This is a genomic window from Spiroplasma endosymbiont of Tiphia femorata, from assembly GCF_964020225.1.
Classification (GTDB): domain Bacteria; phylum Bacillota_I; class Bacilli_A; order Mycoplasmatales; family VBWQ01; genus Spiroplasma_E.
Window position 1 is genome coordinate 1,409,564 of the sequence record NZ_OZ026544.1, and the last position, 12,534, is coordinate 1,422,097.

The 12,534-nt window shown below is 24.2% G+C and carries 22 protein-coding genes and 1 tRNA gene; 5 read left to right on the forward strand and 18 right to left on the reverse strand.

The window, feature by feature from the left end; translation table 4 throughout:
- The first annotated feature begins 84 nt into the window (after positions 1-84).
- Both AACK83_RS08700 and AACK83_RS08705 read left to right on the forward strand, forming a co-directional pair.
- On the forward strand, positions 85-543 hold the full coding sequence (locus AACK83_RS08700; protein ID WP_338957752.1) for a hypothetical protein: 459 nt from the start codon (positions 85-87) through the stop codon (positions 541-543).
- Positions 544-622: 79 nt separating this feature from the next.
- A tRNA-Gly gene (locus AACK83_RS08705) sits at positions 623-696 on the forward strand.
- Positions 697-749: 53 nt separating this feature from the next.
- On the opposite strand, the gene AACK83_RS08710 is transcribed toward AACK83_RS08705, so the two are convergent.
- Both AACK83_RS08710 and AACK83_RS08715 read right to left on the reverse strand, forming a co-directional pair.
- Positions 750-947, reverse strand: coding sequence for a hypothetical protein (locus AACK83_RS08710; RefSeq protein WP_338957754.1), 198 nt, complete (start codon positions 945-947; stop codon positions 750-752).
- Entirely contained in the window at positions 947-1,174 is a 228-nt protein-coding gene (locus tag AACK83_RS08715; RefSeq protein ID WP_174481002.1) for a hypothetical protein, read from the reverse strand. Before AACK83_RS08715 ends, AACK83_RS08710 begins: the two co-directional genes overlap by 1 nt.
- A gap of 916 nt (positions 1,175-2,090) precedes the next feature.
- Here AACK83_RS08715 and AACK83_RS08720 point away from each other — a divergent pair.
- The 3 genes from AACK83_RS08720 to AACK83_RS08730 all read left to right on the forward strand — a co-directional run bounded on the left by AACK83_RS08720 (position 2,091) and on the right by AACK83_RS08730 (position 5,239).
- A complete protein-coding gene (locus tag AACK83_RS08720; protein ID WP_338957756.1) occupies positions 2,091-2,402 on the forward strand; it encodes a hypothetical protein in 312 nt (103 codons plus the stop codon).
- A 168-nt stretch (positions 2,403-2,570) separates the two neighbouring features.
- Entirely contained in the window at positions 2,571-4,253 is a 1,683-nt protein-coding gene (locus AACK83_RS08725; protein WP_338957757.1) for a phospho-sugar mutase, read from the forward strand.
- Between the two features lie 14 nt (positions 4,254-4,267).
- Entirely contained in the window at positions 4,268-5,239 is a 972-nt protein-coding gene (locus AACK83_RS08730; RefSeq protein ID WP_338957759.1) for a 3'-5' exoribonuclease YhaM family protein, read from the forward strand.
- A 60-nt stretch (positions 5,240-5,299) separates the two neighbouring features.
- Here the strand turns inward: AACK83_RS08730 and AACK83_RS08735 are convergent, their stop codons facing one another.
- The 16 genes from AACK83_RS08735 to AACK83_RS08810 form a co-directional block, all read right to left on the reverse strand.
- Complete coding sequence (locus tag AACK83_RS08735; protein ID WP_338957760.1) at positions 5,300-6,340, reverse strand: hypothetical protein; 1,041 nt, start codon at positions 6,338-6,340, stop codon at positions 5,300-5,302.
- Positions 6,341-6,476: 136 nt separating this feature from the next.
- Complete coding sequence (locus tag AACK83_RS08740) at positions 6,477-7,337, reverse strand: hypothetical protein (protein WP_338957761.1); 861 nt, start codon at positions 7,335-7,337, stop codon at positions 6,477-6,479.
- Entirely contained in the window at positions 7,337-7,570 is a 234-nt protein-coding gene (locus AACK83_RS08745) for a hypothetical protein (protein WP_338956739.1), read from the reverse strand. Before AACK83_RS08745 ends, AACK83_RS08740 begins: the two co-directional genes overlap by 1 nt.
- A 32-nt stretch (positions 7,571-7,602) precedes the next feature.
- On the reverse strand, positions 7,603-8,658 hold the full coding sequence (locus AACK83_RS08750) for a hypothetical protein (RefSeq protein WP_338956741.1): 1,056 nt from the start codon (positions 8,656-8,658) through the stop codon (positions 7,603-7,605).
- A gap of 2 nt (positions 8,659-8,660) precedes the next feature.
- On the reverse strand, positions 8,661-8,852 hold the full coding sequence (locus AACK83_RS08755; RefSeq protein ID WP_174481228.1) for a hypothetical protein: 192 nt from the start codon (positions 8,850-8,852) through the stop codon (positions 8,661-8,663).
- A gap of 9 nt (positions 8,853-8,861) precedes the next feature.
- Positions 8,862-9,059 (reverse strand): hypothetical protein, encoded by a 198-nt coding sequence (locus AACK83_RS08760; protein WP_338956743.1) that lies wholly within the window; start codon positions 9,057-9,059, stop codon positions 8,862-8,864.
- A gap of 3 nt (positions 9,060-9,062) precedes the next feature.
- A complete protein-coding gene (locus AACK83_RS08765; RefSeq protein ID WP_338957437.1) occupies positions 9,063-9,386 on the reverse strand; it encodes a hypothetical protein in 324 nt (107 codons plus the stop codon).
- 12 nt (positions 9,387-9,398) lie between these two features.
- On the reverse strand, positions 9,399-9,659 hold the full coding sequence (locus AACK83_RS08770) for a hypothetical protein (RefSeq protein ID WP_338956747.1): 261 nt from the start codon (positions 9,657-9,659) through the stop codon (positions 9,399-9,401).
- 34 nt (positions 9,660-9,693) lie between these two features.
- Positions 9,694-9,894, reverse strand: coding sequence for a hypothetical protein (locus tag AACK83_RS08775; RefSeq protein WP_338956748.1), 201 nt, complete (start codon positions 9,892-9,894; stop codon positions 9,694-9,696).
- A 1-nt stretch (position 9,895) separates the two neighbouring features.
- Positions 9,896-10,084, reverse strand: coding sequence for a hypothetical protein (locus tag AACK83_RS08780; RefSeq protein WP_338956750.1), 189 nt, complete (start codon positions 10,082-10,084; stop codon positions 9,896-9,898).
- The gene (locus AACK83_RS08785) at positions 10,084-10,209 is read right to left on the reverse strand and encodes a hypothetical protein (protein ID WP_338956654.1); all 126 of its coding nucleotides are present in this window, start codon (positions 10,207-10,209) and stop codon (positions 10,084-10,086) included. Before AACK83_RS08785 ends, AACK83_RS08780 begins: the two co-directional genes overlap by 1 nt.
- 1 nt (position 10,210) lies before the next feature.
- Positions 10,211-10,549: a hypothetical protein gene (locus AACK83_RS08790; RefSeq protein WP_338957730.1), complete on the reverse strand. Its 339-nt coding sequence runs from the start codon at positions 10,547-10,549 to the stop codon at positions 10,211-10,213.
- 47 nt (positions 10,550-10,596) lie between these two features.
- Positions 10,597-11,067, reverse strand: a complete 471-nt coding sequence (locus AACK83_RS08795; protein WP_338957763.1) for a hypothetical protein — start codon at positions 11,065-11,067, stop codon at positions 10,597-10,599.
- A 150-nt stretch (positions 11,068-11,217) separates the two neighbouring features.
- Positions 11,218-11,421 carry a hypothetical protein gene (locus AACK83_RS08800; protein WP_338956753.1) on the reverse strand — a complete coding sequence of 68 codons (204 nt, stop codon included), beginning with the start codon at positions 11,419-11,421 and terminating at the stop codon, positions 11,218-11,220.
- A 59-nt stretch (positions 11,422-11,480) separates the two neighbouring features.
- Positions 11,481-11,756 (reverse strand): hypothetical protein, encoded by a 276-nt coding sequence (locus tag AACK83_RS08805; protein ID WP_338956755.1) that lies wholly within the window; start codon positions 11,754-11,756, stop codon positions 11,481-11,483.
- A 243-nt stretch (positions 11,757-11,999) separates the two neighbouring features.
- The gene (locus AACK83_RS08810) at positions 12,000-12,515 is read right to left on the reverse strand and encodes a hypothetical protein (RefSeq protein ID WP_338956756.1); all 516 of its coding nucleotides are present in this window, start codon (positions 12,513-12,515) and stop codon (positions 12,000-12,002) included.
- Positions 12,516-12,534 lie beyond the last annotated feature (19 nt).

The window sequence follows — 12,534 nt, forward strand, 5'->3', positions numbered from 1 at the left end:
ATGATAAAGTATTATAATTAGGTTTTTTTGTAATCTGGCATTAAAATGCCAGATTACAAAACTTATTATTAAATGGTGAGTGAAATGGAAAAAAATAAATTAAAACAAATTTTATTAATTAGCAAAATAACTTTAACAATTGCTTCTTTATTTTTATTTTTAGTTTGACTAATGTTTATGACTAATATTTTTTTTCCTAAATCTCAAAACTCATTTGTTGCCAAAATTATGAATACTTCAATTCAAATTATGATTTGACCAATTACTAGTATAATTCTATTTATTTTTATTATGCCAATATGAGTTACTAATAAAAAACAAATTTTATTAGTATTTTTAACACTGTCACTAATTATCACAATATTGTGCACAACTTTTCTTTTTAGTTTAAACATTAATAAATTCTGAATTATATGATTAATTGCTCATTTTTTTGCTATAGCTTCAATTATTTTTGTCATTGTTTCTTTTTTCTTTAAAGAAAAACTTCTTTTATTTAAAAAGAAAAAAAATAAACATATTGAAAAAAAGATTAAAAAATAATTTTTTTTAACTTGTTTATCAAAAGTAGTTGACTTTAATTTTAGTAATATGATATAAATACATGGTGGTTAACATAACTGCGGGTGTCGTATAATGGTATTATTACAGCCTTCCAAGCTGAAGACGTGGGTTCGATTCCCATCACCCGCTCCATTATAAAATAAAAAAAGGCGTATTAATTACGGCTTTTATTTTTTTATAATGGTTTATATTTTAGGACCTTTTTTAGTTTGTAGTACTACTGCTGTTTCTTCATCACTACAATTACTGCAAGCACATTTATTAACTATTTCTGCTCATGAATTTACTGGATACATAACTAAAGACATTCCATTAGTTCTTTCTGGTAATGATTCTAAATATTTTATTTTATTATTTGTGCATTCTTCTAAATTAATTTTCATTAGTTATCCCCTACTTCTTTTAAAATTCGACTATTAAAAGCATCTGCTAAGAACTTATAAACTTTTACTTCAGAAATATTTTTTAAATCATAACAATTAATGATATCAGTTAATTTTAAAATCACATCATGATATTTTATAAAGTAAGTTTTATTTTCAACATTTGCTCACTTTTCTAAATTCATTGCATAATAAATTATTCCATCTCTATAAAATTGTGATTTCATATTTCTCACTCCTTTAAACGATATAATAAAACAAAAAACCTAATTTAAATACAAAAATTTAAACGAGGTCTATAAAAAAACCAAAATATTTTGTTCCAAAGTTCCTTTAAAACTTTAATACAATTGTAACTCATTTACAAGAAATTCCAAGTAAAATCAATAAAAAAAATTAATAACTTAAAATTAATATAAAGAGATAAATAAAGATTACATTTGTAATCTTTATTTATAATTGTCCTGAAATTGTTTTTAAAACAAAATTTTTTATATTCACTGATTGGAACTTCAGTTTTATTTATTAAATCACTCACTTGTTTTTGTCATTTTTTTAACTAAGCTTTTCATCTCTACATAGTCAGGTGTAACAATAGAAACAAAAATAATCATTTGTTTCATAATTTGTAACTCAACCTCACAATGTTTCTTATTGACTAATCTGGGGTCTCAAGCATAAGCAAGAACTGTTCTATTGCTTACTGCTACTTTAATTAATTTGTTTTAGTTTTATCTTTAGGAATTTCTTTTAATCTTTTTTCCTTTTCTTTAAAACTTTAATTTAATAAAAATCCTAACATAGAGATATATCTATATTAGGACTGAACAGTTATTAAATTATGAATATATAATAACATAAAAAATAATACTTTTGATGAAAATTATAATTAACACTTATATAAGTATTAATATTTAATTTCATATACATGTATTTTTTTATAAACAATTAAATTATAAAACTTCTAAGGAGGTAACTATTTCTAATTAAACAATAGTTATCTAATACAAAAATAAATGAAAAATATCTATATTTAATATAGATATTATGATATAATTTTCCTAAAATTAATATAAGTTTTTACCTATTTACTTTTATTTTAAAGTAAATAGGTTTTTAATTTGAAAAAGGAGATATTTAGAAGTGCTATATAGTAAAAAATCAGAAAATCTTATAACAGAAAAAGAAAAAACAACAACAAATTCAAGAAAAATTAAACCACAATTACCAATAACAACATCTCTTGCTGAAATATTACTAAATAATAATGAAAAACTTGTTGGTACTATTACTAGTGATCAGTATCTTAATAAAGATAACAAACAAGTACCATTATATAAACTAATTAAAACTTCAGAACCAAATAAAAAAATAAACATTAAAGCAATAAATTCTATTAAAAATGACAAACAACCAATAACAATTCTAAATAAAACCAATTCACAATCAATATAAAAATAAAATAAAATTATTAAAGATTGAAATTGAAATTTTTAATAATTTTATTTTTTATTATTTAATTCAAAGTTTATGTTTAGATTAACTACTAAAATTTATTTTCTTCTTATTTTATAGTATGATTTACCTATAAACTTAATTTTTTATTATAAAGGAGAAATAATAATGAATGTACTAAAAACATATGAGATTTGAAAAAACCAAAACTTACCACAACACTTAAAAAAACAATTAACTACAATGTCTAAAAGTGAAATTGAAGATGCTTTTACTACAACTTTAGAATTTGGTACAGCTGGCATGCGTGGTATTACTGGAGTTGGTACTGGCAGAATTAATGAAATTATTATTATGAAGGCAACTGTCGCATTTATTCAATATTTAAAATCTGCCTTTTCTGAAAAAGACTTACTTCGTGGTGTTATTATTGCTCATGATAATCGTCACTTTTCAGCAGAATTTACAATGTTAACAGCAAAAACTTTAGCTAAACATAAAATTCCTGTTTTTTTATTTAAAAATAATGATTTAAGACCAACACCAGTACTTTCATATAGTATTAGAAAAGTTAATGCTCTTGCTGGAATTGTTATTACAGCCAGTCATAATCCTCCTGAATATAATGGTTATAAAATTTATGATCAATATGGCTGTCAATTTCTTCCTAATGTTACCAATATAATTAGCAATAAAATGGAACAATTGCCTGATGATTTTCAATTAACATTCGATTATGATACTAACCTAATTAAAGAAGTGCCTTCAACAGTAGAAGATAATTATCGTGACGATATTAAAAATTTACAGTTTTATCCACAAGTTAAAAATCGTAACTTTAAAATTGTATTTTCTAATCTACACGGTACTAGTCGTGAATGAGTTAAACCAATTTTAGAACAATGCGGTTATGAAATTATTTTAGTAACAGAGCAAGCTAACTATGATCCTGATTTTAAAGGTGTAGTGTCGCCCAATCCCGAAGTAAAACCAACATTTGATTTAGCAATTAAACATGCTAAAAAACATGATGCACCATTAATTATTTTAAATGATCCTGATGCTGATCGCATTGGTATTGCTGTAAAACATAATAATGATTATGTATTATTAACAGGTAATGAAACAGCACCAATTTTATTAGAATATTTATTAAGCCATTATCAACTTAATAAAACAATGCCAAAAAATCCTGTTATGTACAATACATTTGTTACTTCAAATTTATCTGATATGATTGCTAAATCATATGGATGTCAAGTTATTAAAACGTTAACTGGTTTTAAATGAATTGGTGCAGAAATGCTAAAAGAAAAAGAACGTAACATTAACTTTGTTTTTGGTTTTGAAGAAGCATATGGTTATGTTATTAAAGATATTACTCGTGACAAAGATGGTATTCAATCAGCAATAGTAGCAGCAGAAGCGGCTTGATATTATCAAAAGTCACAAAAAACATTAGTTGATGTTTTAGAAAATATTTATCAAAAATTTGGATATTATTACTGTTATACTGTTAATCTTATTTTAAAAGGCAAAACAGGACAAAATACTATTAATAATATGTTAGAAACATTAAGAACTAGTAAAATACCAACACTTAATAATATTAAAACAATTAAAGTTGAAGATTATCAAACTGGTTTACATGGAATGCCATCGCAAAATTTACTAAAATTTTACTTCAGTGATGGTTCATGATTTGCTGTTAGACCTAGTGGAACTGAGCCAAAAATTAAATTCTATTTTGTTTGTGTTGATAAAACCATTAATGATGCACAATTAAAAATGAGAAAAATGTATGAAGAATTAGCTATCAAATATCTAAATATCAAAGATATAAAATGATAGAAAGGAACTAAAAAATGACTGTAATTAAAGATATTAAACCTAATAATGTTTTAAGTTTAGTAGTAATTATTAATCGAGTAATTCAAGGTGTTGCTTCTAACAATACTAATTATTTAAACTTACAATTACAAGATAAAACTGGGACAATTTCAGCAAGAATTTGAGACGTAAGCAAAGAAACTATTGAACAATTAACAATAGGACAAGTAATTAAAATTGAAGCAAATAGCATTAATTATAATAATGAAATACAACTAAAAATTAATAATTGAACTATTATTACTAATCCTAGTGAATATTATGATTTATTACTTACACAAGCACCAATTAATATTATTGAAGCATGAACTGAAATTAGTCAAACAATAAAGGAATTTAAAAATCCAATTTTAAAAAAAGTATTAATCCAATGTTTTAATAAAAAAAATATTGATGATTATAAAAAGTGACCAGCAGCAGTTAAAATGCATCATGCTGTTCAAAGCGGTTTATTATGACACTCAGTAACAATGTTAAGAATGGCAAAACAAGTAGTAGCACTTTATAATGATCGTAATATTAATAGTGAACTATTATATGCAGGAATCATTATGCATGATTATGGAAAAATGGTTGAATTAAATAATAATCCTATTAGTTCATATACACTATCAGGTAAAATGATTGGTCATATTTCATTAGGTGCAATGCAAGTTACACTTGCTTGTAAGGAATTAAATATTAACTTAGACGAAGAAATCGTAGTTTTATTACAGCATCTAATATTAGCTAGTCATGGTAAATATGAATATGGTTCACCTGTCTTACCAAAAACAATAGAAGCTGAAATTTTACATCATTTAGATAACTTAGATGCAAAGATCTATGCAATTGATGAAGCATTGGTTAATATTAATGTTGGTGAATCAACTGCTCGTATTGCAAGTATTGAAAATAGAATGTTCTATAAACATCAAAATTTAAAAGAAAAAAATAAAAAAGTTTAAATAATAAAAACTCTCTTTTAATTAAAAGAGAGTTTATTTTTTATCATAAATTTTAATAAATTAATTTATATTTATTTTTATAGGATAAAAATAACCAGTTTCTGTATTACCATAAAAAATCAATACATTTGCTTCTTTATCTGATTCTTTATCTTTAAATCAATCATTAGGTACTGGCTTTTCATTTTTATCATAAATTTCATTTTCATTTCTAAGCTTATTAAAATCAATTTTTTCTTTATACATACCTTTTAATAAAACTTTAACAGCTAATTCTGAATTTTTTTGTAATTTTTTTAATTTATTTATAACATCTGTTACTGCTTCTTGTTTATTCATTGTTTCTTTAGTTGAAGTTGCTGGTGCTCATGAAGCGAATGGCAAAGTTGTCTTTGCAAAATAATTTTGCATATCAATATCTGAAATAATTGTTTGTTTAGTTATATCAATCATTGTTGAACCTTGATAATTTGGATCATTTGAATTACTACTTATTTTGACAACTATTTTAGATACTTTTTCAAGTTCTTGTTTATTGTTTGTTATTTCTTCATTATTTTCGTTATAAAATTGAAGTTGATAACCAGCAGCTAATGGTGTTGACTTAAATTCATCAAAACTATTTATATTACTAATTAATTCTTTATAACTTTTACTTGGATTAGCAATAATGTCTAAACCAGTTAATTGAATAATAGTACTTAAATCAGTTTTATCAGATTGTTCTTTTATATTTATTTTAATTGGTGCTGTTGAACCTTGATAATTCAAATCATTACTATTGCTAGTAATAACTATATATAAATCACCAACTTTTTGTAATTTAGCAGTTATATCATTTTTAGCTTCTTTATCACTAAAATATTTAATTACAGGGTTACCTAACTTTGGATTTAAGTTTTTAACTTCTATTGTATTATTTATTAATGTATCTAATTTTTTATTACTTTTATTAACATCTACAGTAATATTTGTTGTTAGTTTAGTAATTTTATCTTTTAATTCTGTTTTTTGTGTTGTGTTATTATCACAAGCAACAACTGATAATGGTATTGGTGTTGATATTGTTAAGATCGATAATAATTTTACTAAGTTTTTCATTTTTTACCTCGCTTAAAAATAATAAGTTAATTTAAAAACCAATAAAGATTTCAAGTATATAGGGACTTCGTCCCTCGCCACTACGTGGCTCACCCAAATTATAGTCCCAGTAGGTTCACTGGGACTATAATCATTTTTATTTATCTTTATTTTTAAGTTTATCTTTTTTCTTTAAAATATTATCCAATTTATCCAAACCAGCAAATTTAATATCACTATAAGTCATATCGATACTACTTGCTTCTTTAAGGTATTTCTTAGGTGATAATTCACTTTTAAGTTCATGCACATAATGTAAAGCCCTAGAATTATACCTTTTCAACCAATGTCTAGGAAAAAATAAAGTCATAGCCATTGCTTCACCGCTATAACTTGGAGGCATTATGCCTTTTTTAATCATTTTCTTTGTTCTACGTCGTGAAAACACTACTTTATTATAATCCTCAATATTAGTATATAAATTAAGATTAAATATAACAACAAAGCCCAAAAAACGCATTCTTTTAACTTGCACAACATACTCTACTTTTTCTCTTGCTTGTACTGGTATTCTATTAGGGTGTTGTTCAATCAAATACATTGTACCATTAAACATGTGACCTATTAACTTACAAAATTGTCCTAAACTTTCTTGTTGATTTTTAAACTGTACTCCTAAATCATTAGAATTTATTTTTAATGCTAATTCATCTAAAATTATTAAATCTTGTTCCTCAAAAGCATAATTACTTGCTAACTGATTAAAAGTAAAAACATCATTATAATTAACCAAATAAGAATAACCATTTTTTAATTTAATAGGAAAAGGACTAACTACTCGTTTTTTATGAGTTTGTGCTAAAAAACAAGCAAGAGCAGATTTACCAGTGCGTGGTGGCGCTGAAATAATATAACTACCTACACGTTTTAAAATTTTAACATTACGAATAGTTATAAGAATTGGATAAATAATCATAATCAAACCTATAACCAATAACACGTAACCATATCAAGGCATTATTTAACCACCTTATTTTTATTTTTAAACTTACTTTTAATTCAAAAACAAAATTTCATAAAATATGAACCAAAAACAAAAGAAAAAATAAAATTAAAAATAAACAATAAAAATTGAACATCAAAACCAGAATTTTCATAAAATAATTTTAATTTATCTACATCAAAATTAAAAAATAATGCAGTAACTAATGATGTTAAAAACAAACAACAACTGTAATCAAAATTTCACATCAAAACAATCTTTTATTTTCCATAATAAACTCCTAACCTATAATTAAACTAATTGCTCTAACAAATAACCATAAAGGTATAATATTTTCTATTCCACTAACAATATCAACATTTAAAGCAGTACTAATCGTATCTGAAAAAATATGTCGTAATAAACTATCTGTTGTAAAAAGAAATTGTCTTAATGGTTCAACTGGTAAAACTTTACCAACAACACCATAAAGTATTCATCTAAAAGCATTACGCAGATGACCAAAAACATCATATCAACTAACACGTTCATACTCAGGGTTAAAAGGACTATTTGGTGGTACTGGAACAATATCTTTGGAAGAAAAAATATTCATCTGACCAAATTTAACATGCAAACCGTCACGATTAGTTAACGAAGATAAATCAAAATCAATTGTTAAATGCTTTAAATTTGGAACACGAACCGGCATAGTAACAAAATTATATTTTCCTAAATTATAAACACTATCTTTATCATTTAATACACCTTTAAAATTATAACGAATATTACCCTCATAATCTAAAAATGAAAATGTATAAATAGAAGAAAAATAACTAAAATATTCAGCAGAAATATAAAACATAAAACCTTGTATATAAAAACTCAAAGGTTTTGTAATTTCAAAAGTCAACTTAAAACTTAAATTATTAGAAACATTATAATTTCAAAAAACTAACTCATTAAACTTACCAGTTTGTATATAATTATGATTAAATAAAATAAGAGATAACTGGTTTAAATCTTGCTCTGTAAAATCATAATTTGTAGACAAATCACTAACTCGTCTATCAAAATTACCTACCACATCAGAATGAAATTGAATTGAATAAGGAGTATCAGTAGTTTTATGTACAACAGCAGAAACTAATTTTAAATCTGGTTGGCCAACATCAAAATAAGCAGAGTTTCATGGAATAGTTGCTCAATCATTAAAATCATTATATTTAACGGGTTTAACCATATCGCTAGTTATAGTGTAATTACTTTCACTAGGTGCATTAAAAACAATTAAACTAGTTGGTGCTTGAACAGTACTATTTACAACAAAAAATAATTTAACAAACTTAAATCACATAATTATTTACCAAATAAACATTTTAAAATTCACCATGAACCATAAAATATAATAAATCCAATAAAAAACTGAGTTCCATAAACCACTAAATTTCATAAAATAGTAGTAAAATCATCAACTGGACTACCTATAAACATAGTTCAATAATCAACTATACATTGATGTATTTTATTGTAAATATCTCAAACACTCATAATTAACACCTACCCAAATAATGACCTAAAAACAAATTTAATACTACGATAAATAAAATTAAAAAATACACCTAATACCAACCAAAAAGTCAAATTAAACAAAATATAAACTTCATCAGTAATATTTGGTTGATTTAAAAATATACTAATATCATTACTAGAAAATATAAAAATTAAATGCAATATACTATTAACAAAATCACTCATAAATTAAGCACCTACAAACTTCCCTTTTTTATTTTCAACACCCTTAGCCTTATTTCTTAAACGTTTTCTTTCATGTTGTTTAGCAATTTGCTTTCCAACAAATTTTGAACTTCCTTTAATATTTCTATAACTTTGCTTTACAGTACCCGATGTAAAAACTGGCTGAATATCAATATTTAAAAAAACTGACATAGCAAACTTTATTAAAAGAATAAAAACAACAAAAGTCCCCAAATTAAAACCCAAATCTGCCATTGGCAAATTTCAAAATTTCATAAAAATTTGCGCAAATAATTCTAAAATTTTTGAAATAAAAGCAACACCCATAATAAACTACTCCTATATTATTTTTAATAATTTTAAAATTAATGAAAAAGTAAAAAGTACTAAAATAATTGCTAACAATGGTGCTGGCATAGAAACTATTTGTTGTGAACTATCACCAAAAATAAAACTTTTAATAACCAAAGATAAATTATGTAAACCGGAAAAATCAGTAATATAACTTTGCAAAATATTTTGCACAATATTATTTAAAGAAGGTAAAAGTTTACCTAATAAAGGAAAAACAAAAATTATTGCAAAAAATAATTTAATCATAACTATTACCTCCTAAAAACAACTTTAGTTTTTTCTACCTAAATCCACGAATAATATGTCCTATAAATTCTTTAATAAATACTAAGACCATCATAAATATTGGAATTAAAACTGGTCAATTTGTCATAATTGAATCACCAGCAAATACTCAATCAAATACATAACTAAAAGATTCTAATAATTTTTGGCCAATACCTCCAATCATATTTAATAGTGCGGTTAAACCTGCGGGCATTTTAATCACCTCCCTCCTCTAATTCTTTTCTTGCTCTTTCTTTCCGTTTTTGTTCTTTACAATATCAACAATCGGGATCAACTATATCATGTTTTTTATGTTTAAATTTTCAAACTAACTTTTTAATAGTACCTTTAAAAAACCAAGAAGTAGCAAACACAGCCAATATTACAACTATTCATTTAACCATTATTTTTTACCTCCTAAAAAATTATCAAAACTCATATTTTCACTTAATCTTTGTTCAAAATTTCGCTTTGCTTTTTTCTTATGTAACTTTTGTCTTGGCATATTTTTTCATTTATCTTTTTTCATTTTAAACACCACCTAATGTATAAGCATAAGAATAATCCCAGTTTAAACTTGCTCTATCTAAATTAATCTCCGACATATTATCATCATTTAAATCAACATCAACCATACTGTCATTTGTACTTTGATAATCACTAACACTAGTGTTAATTAATCTTGCTCTTTCATCAGTAAATACTTCTTGTAACTCTATATTATTATGTGTATTGCCTAATGGCAACAATAAACTATTTATAATTTCACTTGCTCCCGCAATTATCGTAGGAATAGCAAAATAATTATTAAAATTATTATTAATTCCCATAGCAACACCACTACTAATCAAACATCCACCAGTAGCCATATTACATATCTTTCTTATTGCTTCAAATTTATTAGGTATTAACTCAGTTAAACCACTAATACATTCGCTATACCAAAACTATTTAAAGATATATAAGTATCTCAATCTACAAAAGGCTTATCAATTACTGGATTAGGAGTTGGTATTGGAGTAGGAATTGGTGGTTCAGTAGGACAAGGCGGCCAAAAACAAGGTTCATCTCTTAATAAAGAAACTGACTTATCTACATACTGAACAAACTTGGCATAGTTAATTAAACCAATAGTCCCTAAACCTAAAAATATCTTTTTATAACTATTAATAACTTTATTTCTAGTAGTTGGTCTTTGATTAATATTCCATATATCAATTCCTAACTTTTTACTAAATAACAAAGAATTTATAGAACCTAATACTGGGTCTTTTAAATATTGACCATAATAAGCACTAACACCTACCATAGCACTTAATGGACTTAATCCAGTTCTTAAAATTTTAGTTAAAGTATAATTACTAGTTTGCTCTAATTCATTAGGCATAAATAAAATTCCTTACTTTATATACTAATAAGGAGCTTATTTAATTTTTACTTATTTCTTTTATTCTCTTTTTTTATTCGTTCCATTTCATTAGCAACTCTGTAACACATTTCACAACCATATACTCGTTCATAAGTTCAATCACTACATTTATGTCTCATAATTTAACTTACTTTCTTGCTGTCTCATTGCCTTATTTAAAGCAATATCTAATATACAATTTGGACAATAATATTTTCTAGTATATAAGTTTTGTAAAACTCTTTTAGGACAAATAACTTGGTCACAAAGTTTACACATATAAATAGCTAAATGAAACGGTTGTCCACAAGAACAATTATTACTTCTAGCCATAATTTAAAATTAACTCCTAACATAAAATAATTATTTAAAATTACCCTTTTAATAAATAACTATTTTCAATTAGAAAGTTTTTTAATATTACCGCTTAAATCAAGTTCAAGTGAATAAAAATTACCAACTTTTAAATCAAGAGTAGATAAACAATTATTAAAATCACTAGCAAATTCCGGATTATATCATTTATCACGTGTTTGACCAGTTGGCACACTTGTTTGTTTGTTTATTTCTACAAACTTCAAAACATCAAACTTTAATGTTTGACCTTTATTATTTTTATCGGGAATAATACGCCCTTTTTCAATATTAACTAATTGAACTTTAAACATAAAAAAATACTTAACCTTTCGCGTTCATTAAAATTTAATTTAATAAGTCAAGCATAGTAGGGTAAACCTATACTTACTAATAATATATCATAAAAATATAAAATTTCAACTAAAAATAAAAAATGAACATTAGTAAGAACGCGAATAATCACTAATGTTCATTAACCATTATATATATATATATACAAGTATATTCTTTAATAATTTAATTTTTTATGATAAAACTTAAAATTTTTAAATTTATTATTTTAAATCATTTTTTAAACAATTCGGGCAAATAGCAATCATAATTTTTAACTTGTTTTTTTCAGTTACTAAAAAGAATTTAAAAATTACACTTCAATCAATTATTTTTTTCCTATTATATAATGAATTAGTAAATTCATCTCATTTTTTTGTATCAATAATACTTCTACATTGAGAACATTCATATTTATTTTCGAAATTAAAAATAGATAATAAAATATTTACTTCTCACAAATACGAATTAAAATGTGTTATAAATTGTTTTGACATTTCTTTTACTGAAAGTTGTTTACTACCTATTATTTCATTTTTATAATCTCTAAGTAAATTTTTCTCTTCATAAGAAAAAAATTGATATTTATTTCAAATCTTTTCTAATTCTTTATATAATTCTGTTCTAATTGTTCTTTTTCTATTTTCAAATTGAAAATATATAGTAATTCCTAAAGTTATAATAACAGACATAGCACTAATAATACTAGTACAAATTTCAATTATTGTTTTAGTATCCATTTTTTTCTCCTTTTATATT